We start from the raw sequence: 23,642 nt of genomic DNA on the forward strand, positions 1-23,642 counted from the left end.
CTTCGGCCGGATGGGCTGGAGAAGGCGCGGGACCACCCTAGGCGTTCCTAGAACGGGGAGAACAGGCTGCGCCAGGAGGGTCGGTCGGTGGTCTCCGAGATCTTGGCTACGTTCCCCGTCTTGCCGCGGATTTCGTTGATGTCCCAGCCCGTGAGCGAGGCCAGCGTCTGGGCCTCCTTCTCACGGCGGTCGACAAGGGCGCGACGGTAGTCTTTCGCCGCCTCGCAGGTCTCTCCGCCCAGCCAGGGGTGGCGGAGCACGAAGCGGCCCTGGAAGTTCGTGCGGTCCGCCGTCTCCTGGAAGACGAGGTCCTCGGGGAAATGGGACGCGTCGTAGCGCACGTGGAGGCGGGTGAGGAACACGTCCACCGCGCCCCCCGCCATCGAGGGCCGCCTCGACGGCGTCACCTGGCCCTGGGCTCCCGCCATCCACCCCACCCCCAGGCCCTTCAGCTCCTCCCGCGAGAGCGGCTGCGCCGCACAGGGGTCGCACCAGCTCATGTCCCAGGCGTACTCCTGGAGGACGGCCCGCATGTCCTCGCGGCGAACCTGATCCGAGAACAGCGCCTTGTAGAAGCGGCCGAACTCGTCCTTGACGAAGACCGGGATGTCCATGCCCGTGGGCAGCTTCACGGTGCGGTAGTTGGTGGTCTCCACCCGCCCTTTCCGGCTGAGGGCGTAGACGAAGAGCTCTTGCGGGCCCTTGGCGTTCACCGTGCCCAGGCGGACGGGCAGCATGAACTTGGGCGATTCGTAGGAGACCCGCAGGGGCCGGAGGTAGCTGAACCCGAGCTGCGCCTGCTCCTTCAGGTTCACCCGGGCCACGAAAAAGCGCATCTGCTGCTTGATGTAGCTTCCGAGCACGGCGGAGGCGCCGGGGGGGATCTTGTAGCCGTTCTCCTTGAGCCAGGTCTCGAGGCCGCCGCTCTCCTGGGCGGAGAGGATGAGGATGTCGTATTCGCCCACGGTGTAGCGGGCTTCCACGGTGACGCCCAGGCCCTTCTCGGCCGCCGGCGTCGGCGCGCTCCTCATCATCATCATGCCCCCCACCACCCCTCTCTCTTGCATCGGCGCGCAGGGGTCAGGGTCGAAGTACTCGACCAGGCGGGGGGAGGAGTAGACGTCGAGGTGGTCGAGAAGGGCCCTGTCCGTCACCTCGATCTGCTCCCGCTTGATGAAGGTGGGGACGGGAATGACGATGGCGAACTCCTTGAGCGCGCCCTGATAGTCGTTGGCCATGGTCATGACGGTCTGGTCGCCGTCGCGGACGAGGGCCACCGAGGAGGCCTGGTTGAAGAGCTTCGTGTCCGCCTTGGCGACGTAGAAGCCACAGAAGGCTTCCGCCCGCTCAGCCGCGGGTAGGGCCAAGAGGAAGCTGAGGCAGCAAATCGAGAGCCGGCGCATGGACCACTCCTTTCGGGGGACGGGCCGGGATCCGAGCCCGGCCCGCCCAGTCGTAACGACACCCCGGAAACAGGCGATTAATGAGGGCGACGGCGGGCGAGAGCGCGGCCAGCGACCACAGCAGGCCGTTGGGCCGGTAGAGGCGGAACTGGACATAAGCGGCGCCCGCCGCCACCAGGATCGCGAAGAGAACCCGGCCCGCCCGAGAATCCGGGGTCGTCTTCGGGTCTGAGATCATGAAGAAAGCGAAGATGAGAAGGGCGCCGCTCTCGAGCTGGTGGAGGGGGATGCTCATGGGGTCCCCGAGCCACACCGCCCGGAGGAAGAGCAGGCCCCCGTAGCTGGCCAGGAAGGCCAGGGTGATGTCGCTCCGCGCCGCCCGGTTCACCACCAGCCCCCCGAGGCAGGCGAGGAGGAAGCCGAGGAAGGCCGCGCTTCCCCACTGGCCGGGGGAGACCCACACCGCTTGGGTAGCCAGGATCATGAAGGCCAGGCCGAAGTTCGTGGGATTGAAGAGGTGCTTGCCGTCCCAGCGGAGCACGAACTTGCTCGCGATCGTCACCACCGCCGTCCCCGCGGCCAGGGCCTCCGAGTTCGTGCGCAGGAGCAGGCAGAGCGACAAGCCCGAGATGAGGGCGCTCCGCGGATCGAAGCCGGGAAGGCGGGCCAGGCGTCCCCCCACGTACTGGGTGGCCAGAGCCGTGGCCAGCAACAGGCTGACGCGGGCGATCGAGACCTCGAACGCGAGCCCCACCATGCCGTACGCCAAGAGCCCGGCCAGGGCCGCAATCTGATACCCCCTCGGGTCGAGTCGTGTCCGCACCATCCCTCCCCACGGAGACTACACGTCGGCGCCGGGCCCTATTCCGGGGAGCCCGAGTGAGCCCACCCCGGGGCTCACCGCCTCGGGTCGCGCCCCGGGGAGCAGCGCGGCAAGGAGTGGCCCCCCCCTTCCCCGGCTGAACCGCCCCTCATCCCCTGGGCGCACCGTTCCGTCTGGATTTGATGCCTTTCGTCTAGAAGCGAGTGCGGCCGGGGACCGGAGCCGCAAGACTACGCCTGGGAGGTGAGCTCTTGCGAATCACGCCAATCGTTCTCTGCGCCGCGGCCAGCTCGCTGGCCGCACTCTGGAATTCACCGGTGGGAGCGGGCGCCAAGGACACCGCTCCTCGGGCCTATCGCTTCACCGTCGACTACACGTCCTCGGATACCAAGGGCCAGATCACCAAGCGGCAGCGCGTGCGGGGCGAATACACGCGCGGTCTTGCCGGCGGAGACGCGGTCTGGACGAACGTTACCTTCGCCGAGGGCAGCGGGGCCACGGAGCCTTTGGCTGCCCCCCAGAAGCGCGAGTTCATGGAGGGCTTTCGCTACCGCCGCCGCGGGGACTTTTCGGACAGCATGAAGCCGGATTTCTTCAAGGGGTTTCCTCCCACCGCCGTGATGGAGCGAAATCTCGTCTGGGACGCGGAGATGTTCGAGCTCTTTGGCGAAGACCAGCTGTCGCACTTGAAGCCGAACGAACCCTATCACGTGGTCTCCAACAATGACGTGACCATGCCGGGAGTGGGTACCTTCCACAACCGCGACGTCGAGCTAACGCTCATCGGCCGTTCGCCGAGAAACGGCCAGCAGTGTGCGGTCATCGAGTACCGCGCTTTCTTCAACCCCCTTGACATAGCGAATGGTGGTATGACTTTGAAGGGCCGGAGCCACTATTGGGGGCTGATCTGGGTCTCGCTCGACCGGCAGCAGATCGAGTACGCCACCCTCTACGAAGATGTGGCGGGAGAGCTCAGGCTGCCGGGGGCGGCCGCGGAGCAGCTCATCGACGTCTTCCGCTCCGGGGTTTTTGAACCGGCGGGCCGGGAATAAGCGGCGGCAGAGGGGCGATGAGGGGACGCGGGGAGCGCGGGTGGGTCTTTTCTCTGCTCTGGATCAACCTCGCCGTGACCGTGATCGTGCCCCTGATTCAAATGGCCTCCAACCAGGCGACGGAGGCCAGGGATCTGTGGACGGCGTGGGGCCACGCGCTCGTTTACGGCAACGTGGCGGGGGTTCCGGCGTCATTGATCATCCCCTGGGTCATCAATCGAGCGGCGCGGGGCCGGCTTCCCCTGGTTCCGGTGGTCATCCTGAGCTGCATGGTGTTTACGGCCTTCGGCTGCCTGGCCGCGCAGGCGCTCCTGTGGGGGATGTCGGGCGCGGCCCTTCCCGCCTTCTGGGCGGAATACTTCCGGACCGTGCGCATGACCACGCTCTTCTCGGTCGCCTTTGGCCTGGGCGTGTTCGCATACGCCTCCATGCGGGAGCGCCTGCAGCACGTCGAGACGCGATTGCACGAGCAGGAATTGGCCGCGGAGCGCACGAGAACCCTGGCCGCGGAAGCGCGGCTGCGCTCCCTGGAATCGCGCGTTCATCCGCATTTCCTGTTCAACACTCTGAACTCGATCAGCTCCCTCATCGAGACCGCGCCCGCGCGCGCCGAAGAGATGGTGGGGAAGCTGGCCGCACTGCTGCGATCGTCCCTGGACCACAGCAACCGGCCGCTCATCCCGTTGCGCCAAGAGTTGGCCATGGTCGACGACTACATCGAGATCGAGAGGGTGCGCTTCGGCGGCAAGCTGCGGGGAGCGGTGGACGTTCCCCCGGACTTGCGGGAGGTCATGGTGCCGCCCCTGAGCGTTCAATCGCTGGTCGAGAATGCGGTGAAACATGGAATCACCGCCCTTAAGGGCGGCGGCGAGGTCCTGGTGCAAGGATCCTCGGAAAATGGGTGTTTGCGCATCGAGGTCTCGGACACCGGCCCGGGGTTCGACTTGAGCGCGATTCCGGCCGACCACGGCCTCGATAACCTGGTGGGGCGCCTCGACGCGCTGTTCGGGCCGCGGGCGCACCTGAACGTCCGCCGGCGCGCTGGGCGCTGCGTGGTTGAGATGGTGTTGCCGCGATCATGAGACTGCGTGCGTACCTGGTCGATGACGAGCCCTTGGCGCTCGAGCGTTTGGCGCGCCTTCTCGAGGAGACCCGGCGCGTGGAGGTGATCGGGAGCACGACCGAGCCCGAGGAGGCGGTCGCCGCGCTCACCTCGGTCCCGGCCGACATTTGCTTCCTCGACATCCAGATGCCGCGGCTCAACGGGTTCGAGTTGCTGGCCCGCCTGCCCGTCCAGCCCGTCGTCATATTCACGACCGCTCACGACGAATATGCCCTGCGGGCTTTCGCCGTGAACTCGGTGGACTACCTGCTCAAGCCCATCGATCCCGGGCAGCTGGAGCGGGCGCTGACCAAGGTGGAACGGCTGCGGACCTCGGGGGCTCTCCCCGCCACGGACCTGCAAACGCTGCTCAAGAACCTGAGCGCCGCCTTGCCGCCCGCCCCCACCTATCCGGAGCGGATTGCGTCGCGGCTGGGCGACCGGATCTCGTTCATCGATCTCGTGCGGGTGACGCATTTTCTTGCCGAGGACAAGCTGACCTACGGCATGGCCGATGGCAAAGAGTACTGCGTCGACTACAGCATTTCCGCCCTCGAGAAAAAGTTGGATCCGAAGAGATTTGTCCGCATCCACCGAAGCACCCTCGTCAACGTTTCCTGGATCAAGGAGGTGTCCTCCCTGCCCGGGGGAGGACTGAACGTTCGGCTGAAAGACGTCCAGGGAACCGACCTCACGGTGGCGCGCGATCGGGCCCGGGGATTCAAGGCTCGACTCTGCGGTTGAGGGGCGTCCCCAGCCATCGTGGGCGGTAGCGTCCCCGGGGAAGCGTTGACGAGACCCCTCCCGCGCACTACAATCCCGCCCTCGCAACCCAGCCGAAGCCCCCGGCGCCCGGACCTGGCCCGTGGCCCCCGCGCCGCTCAACGTTACGGACCCACAAGGAGGCCCCATGTCGAGGTCACTTCCCCTCTTGGGCATCATGCTGTGCGCGGCCGGAGCGGCCGCGCAAGAAGCGTCGGGACCGCCCCCCGTGATCACGATCAGTCGCGAGGAGGTCAAGGCCGGCCGCATGGCCGCCAACGAGAAGGTGGCGGCGGGCTTCGCGGCGCTCGCCAATCGCACATCCGCGCCCAGCCGCTGGATCGGCCTCGTCCCTTTGACCGGCGATGAGAACGTGTCCCTCTTCCTGTCGCCCTACGGCTCCTTCGCCGCCTTCGAAGCTACCAACAACGCGTGGGAGCAGGCCATGGGCACCGCCAGCGCCAAGGCGGAGATGGAGCAGCTCGAGCGCCAGAACGCCGAGGTCCAAAACAGCTGGCGCACGATGCTCGCCCGCCACCGGGCCGACCTGAGCTACCGGCCGCGCTCCGCGAAGGAGGCCGCCCAGTCCCGCTACTTCAGCATCAATTCCGTCCGCCTCAAGCCGGGTCGCGCTCCCGACTACAGCGACTACATCAAGGCCCTGAACATCGCGCGCGAGAAGGCCAACGTGGACGTCCACACAGCCGTCTACCAGGTCGTGGGCGGAGCCCCCACGGGGACGTTCCTGACCTTCACCACCTACCGCTCGCTCAAAGAGGTGGACGACGGCTTCGCCCGGGCCGATGCCGACCAGAAGGCCATCGAGGCCGCTCTGGGCGGGCCGACCGTGGTGGAGCGCCGGCGGCAGCTCATTTCAGAGATCGTGGCCGAGGGCCAGGTCAATCTCTATGCCATGAACCCGAGGATGAGCCGCCCCCCCGAGCAGTTCGCGGCCGCCGACCCCGACTTCTGGACGCCCAAACCGGCGGCGGCAGGTGCCAAAGCCCTGGCCGTGAAGAAGGAAGCCCCGGCCAAGAAGTAAGAGAAACCCAAGCCGTAAACTCCAAGGGGCGGGCGGACCGGAACGCCCGCCCCTTGCGCCTACGCGTCTCCCGTTCTTTGACTCCCCCTCCGATCCCGTGTTACCCTGCCGCGTTTTTCCAGAGTCCCCCCCGTCCCGGGGACCACCAGCAGGATGGATCCCTTGTCAGCCACGGAAGTAGGGAGAGCTTGTCCCGCCCCCGCCCGGGAAGCGGGGCGCGCGTGAGGGTGGCCAGCCGCCCCCTGGCGCGGCGCTACGCGCGCGCCCTCCTGGACGTGGCCCTGGCCGGCACCAAAGGGGAGGGGATCTCCCCGGAGAACCTTCGTCGGGAACTGCAGGCGGCGGTGGCCCTCCTCGCCGGGAGCCAAGAGCTTATGGCCGTGCTCTCCCACCCCGGAGTGGGGGCGGAGGGGAGGAAGAGGGTGGCGGCGGCGGTGTGGGGCAAGACCAAGGCTTCCCCCCTCCTCCGGCGGCTGGTGGAGCTGCTGGTGGAGCATCGACGCATCGGGCTCTTGCCCCTAATCGAGGCCGCCTTCGGCGAGCTATGGAACGCGCGCCGAGGCGTTGTTTCCGCGGAGGCGGTGGGAGCCCTGCCGCTGGGGGAGACCGAGACCCGGGCCTTGGCCCGAGCCCTCGAGAAGGCGAGCGGACATGAGGTGGAGCTCACGAGCCGCGTGGACCCGGACGTGCTCGGAGGGATACTCGTGCGCATGGGTGGCCGCACCTACGACGGGACGGTAAGGTCCCAGCTCAAGGCCCTGCGGGAGAGCTTGGCCCATGGCCGCTGAGCGTCCACACTAGGGGGTCGAGAGGGTCATGGAGATTCGCGCCGCAGACATCACCAAGATCATCCGCGAGCAGCTGGCCGGCTTCTCCGCGGCGGTGGACGTCTCCGAGGTGGGGACCGTGCTCTCGGTGGGGGACGGCATCGCCCGCATCCACGGTCTCGAGCACTGCATGGCGGGGGAGCTCCTGGAGCTGCCCCACGGCGTCATGGCCATCGCCTTGAACCTCGAGGAGGACTCGGTGGGCGCGGTGCTCATGGGCGAGTCCGCGGAGATCAAGGAGGGGGACGAGGTCAAGCGCACCAAGCGGATCATGTCCATCCCGGTGGGGGAGGCTATGGTGGGGCGGGTGATCAACGCCCTCGGACAGCCCCTGGACGGCAAGGGCGCCATCGCAACCCGCACCTTCGGCCCCCTGGAACGGCTGGCCCCCGGGGTGGTGGAGCGTCAGCCGGTGCGCGAGCCGCTCCAGACCGGGATCAAGGCCATCGATGGGATGGTGCCCATCGGCCGCGGTCAGCGGGAGCTGATCATCGGGGACCGCCAGACCGGCAAGACCGCGGTCGCGGTGGACACCATCATCAATCAAAAGGGCCAGGGCGTCATCTGCATCTATGTGGCCATCGGGCAGAAGCAGTCCACGGTCGCCCAGGTGGTCCGGACCCTGGAGGAATTCGGGGCCATGGAGCACAGCATCGTGGTCTCGGCCTCCGCCTCCGAGCCCGCCCCCTTCCTCTACATCGCCCCTTACGCCGGCTGCGCCATCGGCGAGTACTTCCGGGACAAGGGGCAGCATGCCCTCTGCGTCTACGATGACCTCAGCAAGCACGCCGCCGCCTACCGGGAGATCTCGCTCCTCTTGCGCCGACCCCCCGGCCGCGAAGCCTACCCCGGCGACGTCTTCTATCTGCACAGCCGGCTGCTCGAACGCGCGGCCAAGCTGAATAACGCGAAGGGCTCGGGCAGCCTCACCGCCCTGCCCATCATCGAGACCCAGGCGGGAGACATCTCCGCTTATATCCCCACCAACGTCATCTCCATCACGGACGGTCAGATCTTCCTGGAATCCGACCTCTTCAACTCCGGCATCCGGCCCGCCATCAACGTGGGGAACTCCGTCTCCCGCGTGGGCGGCTCCGCCCAGATCAAGGCCATGAGGGCGGTGGCGGGCCGGCTGCGGCTGGACCTCGCGCAGTTCCGCGAGCTGGCCGCCTTCTCCATGTTCGCCTCCGAACTCGACAAATCCACCCAGGCCACGCTGGCCCGGGGCCAGCGCTTGACCGAGATCCTGAAGCAGGACCAGTATGACCCCCTGCCCGTGGAGAAGCAGGTCACCATCATCTTCGCGGCCGCCAACGGCTACCTGGACGGCTTTCCCGTCTCCGAGGGCCGCCGCTATGAGAGGGAGCTCTACTCCTTCCTCGAGGGCCGGCAGCCCACCCTCCTCAAGGACGTCGCGGAGAAGAAGGACATCAAGGGCGAGCTCACCGACCGCCTGAAAGCCGCCCTCTCGGAGTTCGCGGGGGTCTTCCAGGCGGCGGCGCCCGCCTGAGCGGCCTCCCCCCATGCCCGCCCTCGTCGACATCCGCCGCCGGATCCGCAGCGTCAAGAGCACGCAGCAGATCACCAAGGCCCAGAAGATGGTCTCCGCGGCCAAGCTGCGCCGGGCCCAGGAGGCCATGTTCGCGGCCCGTCCCTACGCCCGGAAGATGATGGAGGTCCTGAACAGCCTGGCCTCCCGGGCCGACCCCAAGCTCCACCCCCTCCTTGAGGAGCGGGGGGACGAGAAGGTCCTGCTCGTGGTGGTGACCGCGGACCGGGGTCTCTGCGGCGGTTTCAACGCCAACATCATCCGCACCGCTACCCGCTTCATCCGGGAGCGGGGGGACCGGGACCTGGCCTTGGGACTGCTGGGACGCAAGGGGCGCGACTTCTTCCGGCGCCGTAAGCTGAAGGTGCGCTTCGAGCGGTTGGGGATCTTCCAGGCCCTGCGCTACGCCACCGCCCGCGAGATCGCGGGGGACCTGATCGGGAGCTACACCCGCTGCGAAGTAGATCAGGTCTACCTTCTCTACAACGAGTTCAAGAGCGTGGTCCAGCAGCGGATCGTGGTCGAGCGCCTCCTCCCCGTGGAGAGGCTGGCCCTGAATCCCACCGAGCCCGCCCTCGACTACCTCTACGAGCCGGCTCCGGCCGCGATCTTCGCGGAGATCATGCCCAAGCACGTGGAGATCCAAGTCTGGCGGGCCCTCCTGGAGTCGGCGGCGGCCGAGCACGGGGCCCGCATGGCGGCCATGGACGCGGCCACCAACAACGCCGGCGAGATGATCGACCGCCTGAGCCTGTACATGAACAAGGTCCGCCAGGCCGCCATCACCAAGGAGATCATCGAGGTGGTGTCGGGAGCGGGCGCAGCTTCGTGAGGCTCGGGCATGCCCAGGAAACCCGCGCGTTCGGGGAGGCGAGATGGTCCCGACCGTCAGGCCAACCCCGGCGCGGGGCTCCCGGTTTTGTCCCCCTCGGAGCAGGAGAGCATGGCAACTGAGAACGTCGGTCGGGTGGTCCAGATCATCGGCCCGGTGGTGGACGTGGAGTTCGAAAAGGGCGTCCCCCCCATCTACAACGCGGTGCGCATCACCAGCGAGGGGGAGGAGGGGGGGGTGAAGCTGGACGTGATCGCGGAGGTGGAGCAGCACCTTGGAGAGAACCGCGTGCGCTGCGTGAGCATGCTCGCCACCGACGGCATGGTCCGGGGGATGAAGGCCATCGACACGGGGGGACCCATCACCATGCCCGTGGGACCGGCCACCCTGGGCCGGGTCCTGAACGTGATAGGGGAGCCGGTCGACGACCTGGGGCCGGTGAAGGCGGCCAAACGCAACCCCATCCACCGCCTGGCCCCCACCCTCGTCGAGCAGTCCACCGAGCTCCAGATGTTCGAGACCGGGATCAAGGTGGTGGACCTCATCGAGCCTTACCTCCGGGGGGGCAAGATCGGCCTCTTCGGGGGGGCGGGCGTGGGCAAGACCGTCATCATCCAGGAGCTCATCAACAACATCGCCAAGAAACACGGCGGGGTCAGCGTGTTCTCGGGGGTGGGGGAGCGCACCCGCGAGGGGAACGACCTCTGGCTGGAGATGCAGGAGTCGGGGGTCGTGAACATCAAGGACTTCGCCAAGAGCAAGGCCGCGCTCGTCTACGGCCAGATGACGGAGCCCCCCGGGGCCCGCCTGCGGGTGGCCCTCTCCGGCCTCACGGTGGCGGAGTACTTCCGCGACGAGGAGGGCAAGGACGTCCTCCTCTTCATCGACAACATCTTCCGCTTCACCCAGGCCGGCTCCGAGGTCTCCGCCCTGCTCGGCCGCATGCCCTCCGCGGTGGGCTACCAGCCCACCCTGCAGACGGAGATGGGGGAGCTGCAGGAGCGGATCACCTCCACCAAGAAGGGCTCGATCACCTCCGTGCAGGCCATCTTCGTCCCCGCCGACGACTACACCGACCCCGCCCCCGCCACCACCTTCGCCCACCTGGACGCCACCACCAACCTCTCCCGGCAGATCGTGGAGCTCGGGATCTACCCGGCGGTGGACCCCCTCGCTTCCTCTTCGCGAATCCTCGACCCCCGCATCCTGGGGAAGGAACACTACGAGGTGGCGCGGGCGGTGAAGCAGATCCTGCAGAAGTACAAGGATCTCCAGGACATCATCGCCATCCTGGGCATCGATGAGCTCAGCGAGGACGACAAGCTGACGGTGGCGCGGGCGCGCAAGATCCAGAAGTTCCTGTCCCAGCCCTTCCACGTGGCCGAGCAGTTCACGGGCATTCCCGGCAAGTACGTTCCCCTCGCGGACACCATCCGCAGCTTCAAGATGATCGTGAGCGGGGAGATGGACGAGGTGCCGGAGCAGGCCTTCTACATGGTGGGGGCGGTGGAGGAAGCGCTGGAGCAAGCCAAGACTCTCCAGCGGTGACCATGGCCCTGCCCACGAAGCTGACGCTCGAGGTGGTGACGCCGGAAGGCCTCCTCCTGCGCGAGGAGGTCGACGAGGTCATCGCTCCCGGCACCCTCGGTTATTTCGGCGTCCTCCCCGGCCACACCCCGTTCCTCTCCACCCTGGGGGTGGGCGAGCTCACCTACCGGCAGGGGAGCGAGCGCGGCCACCTCGCGTGTTTCTGGGGATTTTGCGAGGTGCTGCCCGACCGGGTGAGCGTGCTGGCCGAGGTCGGGGAGCGAGCGGAGGACATCGACGCCGCCCGCGCCGAGCTGGCCCGGTCGCGGGCGGAGGAGCGCATGAAGTCCATCAAGGACGAAGCCGGCTACGCGGAGGCCCACCTGGACTACATGCGCGCCGTGACCCGCCTGGCCGTGGCCCGCAACCGCCGGGCCTGAGGGCGGCGGCCCGGGGAGCGCCCCGGACGGCAAGGATCAATGCTGCGTCAAGTCGCGACCCTCTTCCGCTATCGCCTCCTCATCCAGAGCCTGGTGAGCCGGGACCTCAAGGCCCGCTACCGCGGGAGCATCCTGGGGTTCTTCTGGAGCTTCATCAACCCCCTGCTCCTGCTCCTCACCTACACCGTCGTCTTCACCGTCATCATGCCCGGGCGGCGCTCCCCCAACATGGAGCCCTACTACCTCTTCTTCTTCTGTGGCATCCTTCCCTGGACCTTCTTCAGCTCCGCCCTTCTCGAGTCCTCCGGCGTCCTCATCGCGGGGGGGAACCTCATCAAGAAGGTGCTCTTTCCGGCGGAGGTGCTGCCGGTGGTGACGGTGGTCTCGAACCTGGTCCACTTCCTGCTCGGGCTGCCCATCCTCCTCGCCTTCCTGGCCTTCGAGGGCCGGCTGGGGCCGGAGGCCCTCCTCCTGCCCCTGCCCCTCCTCGTCCAGCTCGTCTTCACCCTCGGCCTCGCCCTCTTCGTCTCCGCCCTCACCGTCCATTTCCGCGACCTCCAGAACATTCTCGGCCACGTCCTCCACCTCTGGTTCTTTGGCTCCCCCGTCCTGTACTTCTACGGCGATGTCCAGGGGAGGCTGCGGGACGTCCTCCGCCTGAACCCCATGTCCCACATCCTGGTCTCCTACCAGCAGATCCTCTTCTCCGGGCGCTTCGACCATGGCCGGGGCCTGCTTCTGGCCGGCCTCGTCGCGCTCCTGAGCTTCGCGGCCGGGGGCTTCCTCTTCGACCGCCTGCGGGACACCCTGGCGGAGGAAGTGTGAGGGCCGAGCCGGCGGTAGTGGCGCAGGACGTCACGAAAATCTACCGCCGCTTCATTCACCGCAACCAGTTCAAGACCCTGAAGAGCGCGCTGCTCACCGGGAGCCTCCTCTCCGATCTCACCCCGGACCAGACGTTCACCGCCCTCTCCGGCGTCTCCTTCGAGGTCCCTCCGGGGGCCACCTTCGGGGTGATCGGAGAGAACGGCTCCGGCAAGTCCACCCTCCTGAAGCTCATGGCCGGGATCACCAAGCCCACCCGGGGCACCATCTCCGTTCGCGGGCGCGTGTCCGCCCTCATCGAGCTGGGGGCGGGCTTCCACCCCGAGATCAGCGGGCGGGAGAACGTGGCCATCAACGGCATCATGCTCGGCCTCACCCGGCGGGAGGTGGAGGAGCGTTTCGACGACATCGTGGCCTTCGCCGAGCTCGAGGAGTTCATCGACGCCCCCGTCAAGACCTACTCCTCGGGCATGTACATGCGTCTGGGCTTCGCGGTGGCGATCCACGTGGACCCCGATGTGCTGCTCATCGACGAGGTCCTGGCGGTGGGGGATGAAGCGTTCACCCGCAAGTGCCTGGACAAGATCGGGGAGTTCCGCCGGCGGGGCAAGACCATCCTTCTCGTCACCCACAGCCTGGGCTTGGTGGAGAAGATGTGCGACGACGTGCTCTGGCTCCGCCACGGAAAGGTGGCCGACCGCGGTGACCCCAAGCGGGTGGTGGATGCCTATCTCACCTACGTGGCAGGGGGGGAGGAGGCACTCCTGGCCGGCGGCCAGGGGGCCCCACCCCCCTCCCCGGAGCCTCCCGCCCCCTCTCTGGCCGCGGGCGAGCCGGTGTCCACCCCGCGCTATCAGCAAGGCCGCTGGGGGGGCCGGGAGGTCGAGATCACGAGCGTCCGCCTCAAGGACGCCCGCGGCCGAGAGCGCCACGTGTACGTGCCGGGGGAGAGCCTCACCGTCGTGCTCAGTGTGCGGGCGGCTGCCCCCGTCCAGGACTTCGTCTTCGGCCTCGGTCTCTTCACCGCCGACGGCGTGTCCGTCTACGGCACCAACACCCAGCTCGAGGACTACGAACCGAAAAACCTCGTGGGCGAGGCCGAGGTCTCGCTCGTCCTCGAGGACCTGCGCCTCACCGAAGGAACCTATCTGGTCGACGTGGCCGCCCACCGGCGCGACGGCACCCCCTACGACTACCACCGGGGCCTCTACTCCTTCCGGGTGAAGAGCCGGGTCAAGGACGTGGGGGTCTACCGCCCCCACCACCGCTGGGTCTTTTCGGGGGGAGCCGCGCTCACGCCCTCCGCCCCCCGCCCGGAACTGGAGCTCCGCGAGGACGAGCCCCCGGGCGGGGGAAGGGACGGGGTATTCTGAAGCGGTGATGGGCGAGAACTCCCTGGCCGAGCTTTTGGACGAGCGCCGGGCCTGGAAGGCGGCGGGGCGGACGGTAGTCCTCACCAACGGCTGCTTCGACCTTCTCCACCCCGGGCACCTTGCTCTCTTGGAAGGGGCGCGGGCGGAGGGGGATGTCCTCGTGGTCGCGATCAACTCCGACCGCTCCCTGCGTGAGATCAAGGGTCCGGGGCGACCCCTGACTCCCGCCGCCGAGCGCGCGGAGATCCTGCTCGCCCTGGAGCCCGTGGACCGGGTGGTGGTCTACGACGAGCCCACCCCGGCGGCGGTCATTCGCGCCCTTCTCCCGGACGTGCTCGTGAAGGGAGCGGACTGGGATCTCACGGACATCGTGGGCCGGGACGTGGTGGAAGCCGCGGGGGGGCGGGTGGTCCGGATCCAGCTGCGGTCGGGCTACTCCACAACCGCGCTCGTCGAGCACATCCAGAACCCGAGACCGTGAGCGGGCTCGGCCCCCTGGAGGCGGCGGAGGGCCTCCGCGAGGCTCGCGCCCGCCTCTCCCGCGACGGGCGGCTTGACCTCTCCGGCCTGACCGGCCCCGCGCGGGGCCTCGTGCCCCTCCTGCTCGCGGGCCCGCCCCTGCTCGTGGTCGTTCCCCGCGAGCGGGAGGTGGAGGAGTTGGCCTCGGACCTGCGCACCCTGGCCGGGGAAGCGGGCCTAGAAGGCGCGGTCCTGCCCTTCCCCGCGCCCGGGCCGCCCATCTTCCGGGGCCTGCCCCGCCACGCGGACGCCTCCCTGCGCCGGGCGGCCGCCCTCCACGCCGGGGGCCGCGGCCGGCTCCTCGCCCTCGTGGCCTCTCCGGCCGGCCTCCTCCGCCCCTCCCTCGCCCGCACCCTCCTGGAGACGCGCATCCTGTCCCTGCGCGCGGGCGACGAGATGACCCCCGAGATCCTGCTCGAGGGGCTGGAGGAGGGGGGCTATGTGCGGGAGGACCCCGTCACCTCCCCCGGCCAGGTCGCCCGGCGCGGCGGCATCCTGGACGTCTTCCCCTCCGATGCCGAGAACCCGGTTCGCATCGAGTTCCTGGGCGACACCGTGGAGAGCCTGCGCCGCTTCGACCCCCAGACCCAACGCACGGTCGGCTCCCTGGAGGAGCTGGTGGCCCTCCCCCTCTCCGACGCCTTCGCCACCCGGTCCGTCACCGCCGCCCTGCGCTCCCTTCTCCCCGAACGCTTTCCCGGCCGGCGCGAGCTGGCCGGCATCCTGGAGAGCCTCGACCGTGGCCTGGTGCCGGACGATCTCGTGGAGCTCCTGCCGCTCGTGCCCGGGGCCACCGTGCCCCCCTGGGAGCACCTGCCCCCGGGCCCGGTGGCGGTGGTGGAGCCCGAAGCCGTGGCCGCGGAGACCCAGTCTTATCTCGAACGCGCCCGCGAGGATCGCGCCCGGCGCGAAGGACTTCTCCTGGAGCCGGAGGAGGCCCTGGTGAGCGCCCAGGCGTTGGCCACCCGGCTCCGCGCCGGCCCTTCCGTGGAGGTCCGCGAGGTCGACCCCGAGGGCCGCGGGCTTCACTTGGCGTGCCGCCCGGCGGCTTCCTACGCGGGGGACATCAGGCGGCTGGCCTCGGACCTGCGGGCGGGGGCCGGCCACACCCTCCTCTTCCTGGGCAACACGGGCCGGGCCGACCGCCTGCGCGACGTCCTCCGGGAGGCGGGCGTCCCCCTGGGAGAAGGCGCGGCGGTGGAGGTTCGGGTGGGCGTGCTCTCCCACGGCTTCGAGCTCACCGAGGCGGGCCTGTCCGTGCTCGCCGACGGCGACATCTTCCCGGAGGAGGTTCACCTCCACCCCCGCGGCCGCCGCGGCGCGCGCAGCTTCGTCTCCGACTTCCGGGACCTCAAGATCGGGGACCTCGTGGTCCACCAGGACCACGGCATCGGCCGCTTCGAGGGCCTGGAGACCCTGGCCGTGGGGGGAGCCAGCCGCGAGTTCATGGTCCTCGTCTACCAGGGCGGGGACAAGCTCAAGGTGCCGGTGGACGCCTTCGACCGCATCCAGAAGTACGCGAGCGCGGAGGGGGCCCGCCCCGTGATCGACCGCCTGGGCAGCGGCAGCTGGGAGAAGGTCAAGACCCGGGTCAAGAAGGCCATGCGAGACATGGCCGCGGAACTGCTGCGGCTCTACGCCCAGCGCAAGGCCCGGCCCGGCCACGCCTTTTCGGGCGAGAGCCCCTGGCAGCGCGAGTTCGAGGAGGCCTTCGAATACGAGGCCACCCCCGACCAGGCGGCGGCCATCACGGACGTGGCCGCGGACATGGCCTCCCCCACCCCCATGGATCGGCTCATCTGCGGGGACGTCGGCTACGGCAAGACCGAGGTGGCCATGCGGGCCTCCATGCGCGCGGTGCTGGACGGAAAGCAGGTCGCGGTGCTCGCCCCCACCACCATCCTCGCCTTCCAGCACTGGAAGACCTTCCGCAAGCGCTTCGCTCCCTTCCCGGTCACGGTGGAGATGGTCTCCCGCTTCCGGTCTCCCAAGGAGATCAAGGCCGTACTCGCCCGCCTCGCCACCGGCGGGCTGGACATCTTGATCGGCACCCACCGCCTCCTCTCCAAGGACGTGGTCTTCCGGGACCTCGGGCTCCTCATCATCGACGAGGAGCAGCGCTTCGGGGTCCAGGCCAAGGAGCGGCTGAAGCACCTCCGGACGAGCGTGGACTGTCTCACCCTATCCGCCACCCCCATCCCCCGGACCCTGCAGATGGGCCTGGCCGGGATCCGGGACATGTCCGTCATCGAGACCCCGCCCAAGGATCGCCTCGCCATCCAGACCTCCATCGTCAAGTTCTCGACCGAGGTGATCACCTCCGCCATCCGTCAGGAGCTCCTTCGCGACGGCCAGGTCTACTTCGTCCACAATCGCGTGGAGTCCATCTACTCCGTGGCCAGCCTCCTCCAGCGCCTGGTGCCGGAGGCCCGCCTGGCCGTGGCCCACGGGCAGTTGCCCGAGCGGGAGCTCGAGAAGTCCATGCTCGCTCTGGTGGAGGGCCGGGCGGACGTGCTCGTGTCGACCACCATCATCGAGAACGGCCTCGACATCCCCCGCGTCAACACCATCATCGTGAACCGAGCCGACCGCTACGGCCTGGCCCAGCTCTACCAGCTTCGGGGCCGGGTGGGCCGCTCCGACCGCCTGGCTCAGGCCTACCTTCTGGTCCCCCCCGACACCGTGCTCTCGGAGATCGCGCGTAAGCGGCTGGCCGCCATCCGGGAGTTCTCGGACCTGGGGGCGGGCTTCCGCATCGCCGCCCTGGACCTCGAGCTCCGGGGGGCGGGCAACCTGCTGGGGGGCGAGCAGAGCGGCCACATCCAGGCGGTGGGTCTCGACCTCTACGTGAAGCTCCTGGAGCAGACGATCCTGGAGCTGAAGGGCGAGGCCCCCCGGGAGGGGCCCCGAGCCGTGCTGAACATCCGGGCCGATCTCCGCCTCCCACCCACCTACGTCCCCGAGGTCCACCAGCGGATGTCGCTCTACAAGAGGATCAGCCAGGTGCGAAGCGCGGCCGAGATCGACGCCCTCCGGAAGGAGATCCGGGACCGCTACGGGCCGCTGCCCGGCGAGGTGGACGGCCTGCTCGCCTATGCGGGCTTGAAGCTGCGCGCGGAGGCCCTGGGCATCACCCAGGTCGACCTTCTGGAGGGCGTTGTCCATGTCCGTTTCGCGCCCGAGACACTCTTGACGCCGGAGGGCCTCCTGGAGGTCGTCCGCTCGCGGCCCGGGGCTACGCCGTCGCCCCAGGGCCTACGGGCGCCGCTCGCGCCCAACGTGGCCCCCCTCGCGGGCCTGGCCGAGATCCTGGGCCGCCTGGAGTCCGCCCTCCCCCGCACGACTCCCCTATAATGCGATCTGGACGGTACTCATGATGGTCTTGCGGCAGCACCTTCCGATCCTCTTCCTCTTGAGCGCACTGGGCTGCGGCAAGTCCCGCGCGGGTGACCCCGTGATCCTGGCCCTCGGCGACCAGGTGGTGAGGCGGAGCGCCTTCGACCAGCACGTCGCGGAGCTGGAGAAGCGGGGCGGGAACCCCCTGGGGGCGGAGGTGAGGGCCGCGCTGCTCGAGACCTTCCTGGAGGAGCGGGTGGTCGTCCTGGAGGCGCGGGCTCGCGGCCTCCTCGGCCCCAAGGCCACCGCGGACGAGGAGCAGCATGCGGTCCATCGGCTCCTGAGCGAGGCGGGGGCCGCGGCGGCGCCGGTGGGCGACGGGGAGGTGGCCGACTACTACCGCCAGCACGCCACCGAGTTCAAGCGTCCGGAGACGGTGACCCTGCGCCAGATCCTGGTCACCACCCCTAACGAAGCCCGCGACGTGCAGCGGCGCCTGTTGAAGCAGCCAAAGAACTTCGAGACCCTGGCCCGGACCACGTCCCGCGGCCCCGAAGCCCCCGAGGGAGGGCTCATGGGAACCTTCGCGCGGGGTCAGCTCCCCCCCGAGCTGGAGACCCCGGCCTTCGCCCTCCCCGTAGGGGGCATGAGCGAGATTGTGGAGACGACCCTCGGGTATCATGTCCTGAGGGTCGAGGCCCGGGAGGCGGCCCACCAAGAGAGCCTCGAGGAGGCCCAGGGGCGCATTCGCGCCCTCCTCTCCCGCCAGAAATCGGACCAGAAGATCCGCCAATTCGTGTCGGAGCTCCTGGCCCAGGCAAAGGTGAATCATGCCGCGGCAGATCGTCCTCCTGGCCCTTCCTAGCCTGCTCCTGGCCGCGCCCGCCCCCGCGGAGATCCTGGAGCGGATCATCGCCAAGGTGAACGGCGAGATCATCACCCAGTCGGAGTTCCAGTCCCGCCAGCTGGCGGCCGCCCAGGCCGCCCACGTGGACCCGGACAAGGTGGGGGCCTTCCTGCGCGAGAACAACGCCAAGATCTTGCAGGAGTCCATCGACGACATGCTCCTCGTCCAGCGGGCGGGGGACGCCGGCCTGCACATGCGCCCCGAGTACGTCAAAGAGGTGATCGACGGGATCAAGAAGGAGAACAATATCGGCTCCGACGAGCAGCTCCAGGCCCAGCTCCGGCGGGAGGGGATGTCGCTCGACGACCTGAAGCGCAACATAGAGCGCTCCATCCTCCGCCGCCAGATCCTCTCCCGGGACCTGGAGTCCAAAACCACCATCACCGACGCCGAGGCCCGCGCCGACTATGAGGCCCACCCGGCCGACTACCGCCGCCCGGCGAGCGTCCGCCTGCAGGAGATCCTGGTCCGCGGGGAGGGGGGCGACGCCCTGACCAAGGCCAAGGACCTGGCGGCGCGGGCCCGGGGGGGAGAGGACTTCGCGGCCCTGGCCAAGCTCAACTCCGCCGCTCCCAGCAGCGCCGCGGGCGGCGACCTCGGGCGGCTCGTGCGGGGGGAGATGAACCCCGAGCTCGAGAAAGCGGCCTTCGCCCTCGGCCCCGGACAGGTGTCGGACCCCATCCCCGCCGGGGACACGTACCGGATCCTCAAGGTCCTCGAGAAAACCGAGGCCAGTGTGGTTTCCTTCGAGGAGGCCAAGGCCGCCATAAAGCAGCGCCTGACCCAGGGGCGCTGGGACCAGGAGTACACCACCTACCTCGAGGGGCTGCGCAAGAAGGCGATCATCGAAGTCAAGGTCCGCGAGGTGCCCCTCCAGCTCACGGGCCCCGTGCCCTCCGGCCCCCTCCTGGGGGGGGCGGCGGGGACGGAGCCGGGGCCGCCCGGGGCCACCCCGGCCCCTCCCGCGCCCGCTCGCCCCGATAGCGAGATCGTCACCTCCCCCCAGGCCGCCCCCGAGCGCGTGGCCCCACCTCCGGTGGAGAAGGCCCCCGAGAAGAAGAAGGAAGAGGAGCCGAAGCCCGCTCCGCCCCCCCATCCGTGAGCGCTCCTCCACGCGGCGCCCACGGCGGCCGCTTCTTCGAGACCGTCTACGCGGTGGTCCGACGGATCCCCCGGGGCCGGGTGGCCACCTACGGGCAGGTGGCGCTCCTGGCCGGCAGTCCCCGCGGCGCCCGGGCGGTGGGCTGGGCCCTGCGGGCCCTGAACCCGCGATCCGAGCGCAGGGTTCCCTGGCATCGGGTGGTGGGGGCGGCGGGGCGCATCTCGCTCCGGGCCGGGCTCGGGCCCCTGCAGCAGCGGCGGCGCCTGCGCGCGGAGGGCGTACGCTTCCGCGCCGGCTGCGTGGATCTCGCTCACCACGGCCTGCGTCCATGAGCGCCCCCGTTCCCCTCCGCCGCTCGCTCCAGGAGGTCAGCCTCCCCGCCCTCCTCCGCCCCCTCGTACGCCAGAAGCGGACGGGGGTGCTCCGCATGACCCGGGGCGCGATCACCAAGACCGTCTACCTCTCGGAGGGCCGGCTCATCTTCGCCACCTCCGCCGACCCCGACGACCGGCTGGGGGAGCGGCTGCTGGTCAAGGGGCTCATCAGCTACCGCAACTACGAGGACTCCGTGCGGGCCCTGCGCGCGGGAAAACGCCAGGGCACGATCCTGGTGGAGAACGGGGCCATCCGCTCGAAGGACCTGATCGCGGGGGTCACCGAGCAGGTCCAGGAGATCATCTACAGCCTCTTCGCCTGGGAAGAGGGCGAGTGCGAGTTCGTGGAGGGGAGCCTGCCCTCCCGCGAGGTCATCGTGCTCCGCATGTCCACGGGGGACCTGATCCTGGAGGGAATCCGCCGCATCCACTCCTGGAGCCGGATTCGTACAGGGGTGGGGGCTCTGGAGCAGAAGTACGCGCTCAGCGACGACGCCACGACCCTGGTCGGCGGCCTCTCCCTTCCCAAGCTGGAGATGAACCTGGTCGCCACCCTGGACGGGCCGGCCACCCTGGAGGAGATTTGCGCCTCCACCCGCCAGAGCGACTTCCTGGTCTGTCGGGCGGTCTGGGGGCTGTGGGCGGCGGGTGTCCTGGACCGCGTCCCCCAGGACGCGGAGGCCCCCCGGGAGAAGATCCGGGAGGACACCAAGCCGCACGCGGAGAAAACGCGGGGGGCGTCGGTGGGTCGGGAGATAGAGCTCTTCAACCAACTCCACCGCCTGCTCTCTGACCTCGTCACCTACGAGCTTCGCGAGCAAGCCCCCGCCTTCCTCGAGAGCGCCCTCGTCCGGGCGCGGGGCGAGCACGAAGCCCTCTTCGGGGGGGTGAACGTGGACCGCAACGGCGAGCTCGACGCGGTTGCCCTCCGCCGGAACATCGTGAGCCGCGAGGTCGCCTCCTATTTGCGGGGGCTCGGCCGGCTTTTCGAGATCGAGCTGAGTCTGATCCGCGAGAGCCTGGGCGCTCGCAAAGCTGGCATTATCGAGGACGGGCTGCGCTCTCTCCGGGAGCAGCAGAAGCAGCGCGAGGGCATCTAGGCCCCCGGCCGCCGACCCCCAGGAGGCTCCTGGTGGTTGGGTCCCTCGCAACATCGGGCGGTGGGAAATCATGTTCGAGGTCGTGCAGAAGCGATTCGAGTCTCCCGACGAGGTACGTGTCTTTGCCAAGGGGCGTCTGGAGATCGTCAAACTGGGCTCCCTGGTTCTGGGACGTGCCCGCTACGAACCCGGCTGGAAATGGTCGCTGCACGTGGGCCCCGAGGTCGGTACCTCAAGGTGCACCGTCGAGCACATCGGCCTGGTCGTTTCCGGCGTGGCCACGGTTGCGTTTGACGATGGGCGCGTGGTCGAACTCCGCGAGGGCTCGCTCTTTCACGTGCCCGCGGTACCCCACGACAGCTGGGTGGTCGGAGACCGCCCCTACGTGTCGCTCCATTTCCTGGGCGCCGATCACTACGCCCGGAAGGCCTAGCTCCCTGGCCACGGGGGGCGCCGCCGGCGGCTCCGGGCGGGAGGCATGGAAGCCGGCGTCCCCTTTCGCAGTCGAGCCGGGGGTTCCCGAGAAGGTGCCCGGCCCGTGAATCGTGGACGAGCCGCTCCTCCCGGGGAGGGACGGCGGGGCGGTCCGTGCCTGTTCGTCAGTGAGCCGGGGCGGCGGGCAGGATGTCGTCGACGATCACTCCGAGAACCGTCTCCGCGATTGCGAGCGGGGTGAGATTGTCGGCCCCCAGCGCCCGCCACTCGGTGGTGGTGACGATCACGAGGTCGAGGGAAGGCACCACGTAGACAAACTGTCCTCCGTAGCCCCAGGCAAAAAACGCCGGCGCCGAGGGTGGGTCGGCTACCCACCAGAGGTAACCGTAGGTCACGCTTCTCTGTGCACCATCCGTGTCCCGCCAAGGGAATTGGGGAGCGGTCGCGGTAGAGATCCAGCCGGCGGGCACGATCTGCTGAGCTCCCGACCGACCCTGCTGGACCATGAGCTGGCCCAGGCGGGCAAGGTCTTGGCCCGTGAGCTGCAGCCCGGAGCCCCCATTCACCGTGCCCCGTTCGAGGCCCTCCCAGACGGCGCTTCGGATGCCGATAGGCTGGAACAGGCGCTGGTCGGCAAGCGTCGCGAGCGGGGTTCCGGTCGCCAACTGGACGATGAGGCCCAGGAGGTGGACCGCCGCCGAGTTGTAGGTGAACGGCCCCGGCGGGCCGGTCTGGGCGCGATCCAGCAAGAACTGGACGTGGTCGGGTGACACGATCCAGAGGTTGTAGTCGTCCCCCTGCTCCTCGTTCCATTGGTAGCCCGAGGTCATGGTGAGTAGCTCCTTGATGGTGACCGCTCGGTCGCCCGGATTCAGCACGTAGGGTGGACCCAGGTAATCGCCGACGGTCGCATCCATCCCCGAGATCTGGGTTGCATCAAGCGCTTGACCCACGAGGAGGGACACCACGCTCTTGGTGACCGACCGTACGTCGAAGCGTGTCTCCGATGTCGCGCCTCCGAAGTACCGCTCGACCACGAGCTTGCCGTGCCTCACCACCAGGAGGCTGCGGAAGCGGGGAATGGAGGCCGCGTTCTCGGTGGCGCGGGCAAGCAAGGAAGGGTCGAGGCCGACCTCTCCCGGCGCGGCAAAGGCCCAGGGCTGGGCCAGGTCGATTGGGCTCGGTGGGGGGCTCGATGTCGGGGTCGAGCTGCCGCAGCCCCACGAAGAAATGACCAGCCCGAGCGCGAGGACCTTTCCTGATATGCTTCCCCCTCGGGAGCCCCCTCGTTCTAGAGTCCTGTTGCTCTGGGTGTCCTTCCGGGACAGGATGGCGGCCTGACCAGGGGCGCCGCGCCGTCGCCCCGAGCCCGCCGGACGTGATCGCGGTTCACCAAGAGCGGGCGCCGGAACCCGTCGGGCTGCCTCGCCGGTCGAGAATGATGAGGAGGTGAGCATGCCGAAGTACGTGATCGAGCGTGAGCTGCCCGGCGCGGGGGCCCTCTCCGCCGAGCAGTTGCAGGGAATTTCCCAAACGTCCTGTGGCGTTCTGCGCAACTTGGGTCCACAGATCCAGTGGCTGCAAAGCTATGTTACCAAGGACAAGATCTACTGTGTCTACATCGCCCCCAACGAGGCGATCGTCCGCGAGCACGCCAAGCAGGGAGGGTTTCCCGCCAATCGCATCTCCGAGGTCAAGACCATAATCGACCCGACCACCGCCGAGTAGAGGGGCGGTTGGAAGAAGCCGGGGAGGGGGCGGGGAGGCGACCCTGGGACTTGGCCCTCCGGGCCTGACTCAGGACCCCGAATGCCAATCCCCCCTTCGGCTGTGCGGACGCTGACGCGAGCGGTCCCGTGGATCCCGCGGAGTGACCGATGAAGCTGGTTTCAGTGAATGTGGGCCGCCCGCGAGACGTCGACTGGGGCGGCCGCCGGGTGCGCACGTCAATATGGAAGGCCCCCGTGACAGGCCGCTTGCACGTGAACCGCCTCAACCTCCAGGGTGACGAACAATCCGACCTCTCCGTCCACGGGGGCCCCGACAAGGCGGTCTACGTCTACCCATCCGAGCATTATGGGTACTGGACCCGGGAGTTGCCGGGGATCGACCTCCCCTGGGGCGCGCTCGGGGAGAACTTCACGACCGAAGGCCTTCTCGAGGACAGTGTGAGGATCGGCGACCGCCTCCGGATAGGCTCCGCGGAGTTCGCGGTCACGCAGCCCCGCATGCCCTGCTACAAGCTCGGGGCGCGTTTTGGCCGCGAGGACATGGTCAAGCGCTTCCTGGCCAGCGGTCGCACGGGCTTCTAC

The 23,642-nt window shown here is 68.9% G+C and carries 23 protein-coding genes; 20 read left to right on the plus strand and 3 right to left on the minus strand.

The window, feature by feature from the left end; all coding sequences use genetic code 11:
• Positions 1-47 precede the first annotated feature (47 nt).
• Positions 48-1,403, minus strand: a complete 1,356-nt coding sequence (locus VN461_19605) for a DUF2330 domain-containing protein (GenBank protein ID HXB56979.1) — start codon at positions 1,401-1,403, stop codon at positions 48-50.
• The gene (locus VN461_19610; protein HXB56980.1) at positions 1,348-2,229 is read right to left on the minus strand and encodes an RnfABCDGE type electron transport complex subunit D; all 882 of its coding nucleotides are present in this window, start codon (positions 2,227-2,229) and stop codon (positions 1,348-1,350) included. The genes VN461_19605 and VN461_19610 overlap by 56 nt, the downstream gene beginning before the upstream one ends.
• 248 nt (positions 2,230-2,477) lie before the next feature.
• On the opposite strand from VN461_19610, the gene VN461_19615 reads away from it, so the two are divergent.
• From VN461_19615 to VN461_19700, 18 genes are all read left to right on the plus strand, one after another.
• A complete protein-coding gene (locus VN461_19615) occupies positions 2,478-3,278 on the plus strand; it encodes a hypothetical protein (protein HXB56981.1) in 801 nt (266 codons plus the stop codon).
• A 17-nt stretch (positions 3,279-3,295) separates the two neighbouring features.
• Positions 3,296-4,360 carry a histidine kinase gene (locus tag VN461_19620; GenBank protein ID HXB56982.1) on the plus strand — a complete coding sequence of 355 codons (1,065 nt, stop codon included), beginning with the start codon at positions 3,296-3,298 and terminating at the stop codon, positions 4,358-4,360.
• Complete coding sequence (locus tag VN461_19625; GenBank protein HXB56983.1) at positions 4,357-5,124, plus strand: LytTR family DNA-binding domain-containing protein; 768 nt, start codon at positions 4,357-4,359, stop codon at positions 5,122-5,124. The genes VN461_19620 and VN461_19625 overlap by 4 nt, the downstream gene beginning before the upstream one ends.
• 166 nt (positions 5,125-5,290) lie before the next feature.
• A complete protein-coding gene (locus tag VN461_19630; GenBank protein ID HXB56984.1) occupies positions 5,291-6,184 on the plus strand; it encodes a hypothetical protein in 894 nt (297 codons plus the stop codon).
• 188 nt (positions 6,185-6,372) lie between these two features.
• On the plus strand, positions 6,373-6,972 hold the full coding sequence (gene atpH, locus VN461_19635; GenBank protein ID HXB56985.1) for an ATP synthase F1 subunit delta: 600 nt from the start codon (positions 6,373-6,375) through the stop codon (positions 6,970-6,972).
• A gap of 28 nt (positions 6,973-7,000) precedes the next feature.
• Positions 7,001-8,521 (plus strand): F0F1 ATP synthase subunit alpha, encoded by a 1,521-nt coding sequence (atpA, locus tag VN461_19640; protein HXB56986.1) that lies wholly within the window; start codon positions 7,001-7,003, stop codon positions 8,519-8,521.
• Between the two features lie 13 nt (positions 8,522-8,534).
• Complete coding sequence (atpG, locus tag VN461_19645; GenBank protein ID HXB56987.1) at positions 8,535-9,392, plus strand: ATP synthase F1 subunit gamma; 858 nt, start codon at positions 8,535-8,537, stop codon at positions 9,390-9,392.
• A gap of 111 nt (positions 9,393-9,503) precedes the next feature.
• Positions 9,504-10,940 (plus strand): F0F1 ATP synthase subunit beta, encoded by a 1,437-nt coding sequence (atpD, locus tag VN461_19650; GenBank protein ID HXB56988.1) that lies wholly within the window; start codon positions 9,504-9,506, stop codon positions 10,938-10,940.
• A gap of 8 nt (positions 10,941-10,948) precedes the next feature.
• Complete coding sequence (locus VN461_19655) at positions 10,949-11,359, plus strand: F0F1 ATP synthase subunit epsilon (GenBank protein HXB56989.1); 411 nt, start codon at positions 10,949-10,951, stop codon at positions 11,357-11,359.
• A gap of 39 nt (positions 11,360-11,398) precedes the next feature.
• Positions 11,399-12,184, plus strand: coding sequence for an ABC transporter permease (locus VN461_19660; protein HXB56990.1), 786 nt, complete (start codon positions 11,399-11,401; stop codon positions 12,182-12,184).
• Positions 12,181-13,557: an ABC transporter ATP-binding protein gene (locus tag VN461_19665; GenBank protein ID HXB56991.1), complete on the plus strand. Its 1,377-nt coding sequence runs from the start codon at positions 12,181-12,183 to the stop codon at positions 13,555-13,557. Before VN461_19660 ends, VN461_19665 begins: the two co-directional genes overlap by 4 nt.
• 7 nt (positions 13,558-13,564) lie before the next feature.
• Positions 13,565-14,038, plus strand: a complete 474-nt coding sequence (locus VN461_19670) for an adenylyltransferase/cytidyltransferase family protein (protein ID HXB56992.1) — start codon at positions 13,565-13,567, stop codon at positions 14,036-14,038.
• Positions 14,035-17,430 (plus strand): transcription-repair coupling factor, encoded by a 3,396-nt coding sequence (gene mfd / locus VN461_19675; GenBank protein HXB56993.1) that lies wholly within the window; start codon positions 14,035-14,037, stop codon positions 17,428-17,430. The genes VN461_19670 and mfd overlap by 4 nt, the downstream gene beginning before the upstream one ends.
• A gap of 19 nt (positions 17,431-17,449) precedes the next feature.
• Positions 17,450-18,277 carry a peptidyl-prolyl cis-trans isomerase gene (locus VN461_19680; protein HXB56994.1) on the plus strand — a complete coding sequence of 276 codons (828 nt, stop codon included), beginning with the start codon at positions 17,450-17,452 and terminating at the stop codon, positions 18,275-18,277.
• On the plus strand, positions 18,243-19,421 hold the full coding sequence (locus VN461_19685) for a peptidyl-prolyl cis-trans isomerase (protein HXB56995.1): 1,179 nt from the start codon (positions 18,243-18,245) through the stop codon (positions 19,419-19,421). The genes VN461_19680 and VN461_19685 overlap by 35 nt, the downstream gene beginning before the upstream one ends.
• Positions 19,418-19,753, plus strand: a complete 336-nt coding sequence (locus VN461_19690) for an MGMT family protein (GenBank protein HXB56996.1) — start codon at positions 19,418-19,420, stop codon at positions 19,751-19,753. The genes VN461_19685 and VN461_19690 overlap by 4 nt, the downstream gene beginning before the upstream one ends.
• Positions 19,750-20,895 carry a DUF4388 domain-containing protein gene (locus VN461_19695; protein HXB56997.1) on the plus strand — a complete coding sequence of 382 codons (1,146 nt, stop codon included), beginning with the start codon at positions 19,750-19,752 and terminating at the stop codon, positions 20,893-20,895. The genes VN461_19690 and VN461_19695 overlap by 4 nt, the downstream gene beginning before the upstream one ends.
• A gap of 70 nt (positions 20,896-20,965) precedes the next feature.
• Positions 20,966-21,328: a cupin gene (locus VN461_19700; GenBank protein ID HXB56998.1), complete on the plus strand. Its 363-nt coding sequence runs from the start codon at positions 20,966-20,968 to the stop codon at positions 21,326-21,328.
• A gap of 166 nt (positions 21,329-21,494) precedes the next feature.
• Here VN461_19700 and VN461_19705 read toward each other — a convergent pair whose 3' ends face one another.
• Positions 21,495-22,445 carry a serine hydrolase gene (locus VN461_19705; protein HXB56999.1) on the minus strand — a complete coding sequence of 317 codons (951 nt, stop codon included), beginning with the start codon at positions 22,443-22,445 and terminating at the stop codon, positions 21,495-21,497.
• A gap of 340 nt (positions 22,446-22,785) precedes the next feature.
• Between VN461_19705 and VN461_19710 the strand changes: the two genes are divergently transcribed.
• Together VN461_19710 and VN461_19715 are read left to right on the plus strand one after the other, a co-directional pair.
• Positions 22,786-23,058: a DUF4242 domain-containing protein gene (locus VN461_19710; GenBank protein ID HXB57000.1), complete on the plus strand. Its 273-nt coding sequence runs from the start codon at positions 22,786-22,788 to the stop codon at positions 23,056-23,058.
• 149 nt (positions 23,059-23,207) lie between these two features.
• A partial coding sequence (locus VN461_19715; GenBank protein HXB57001.1) for an MOSC domain-containing protein occupies positions 23,208-23,642 on the plus strand: 435 nt, incomplete at its 3' end.

It is taken from the genome of Vicinamibacteria bacterium (genome assembly GCA_035570235.1).
In the GTDB taxonomy this organism is placed as follows: Bacteria; Acidobacteriota; Vicinamibacteria; order Fen-336; family Fen-336; genus DATMML01.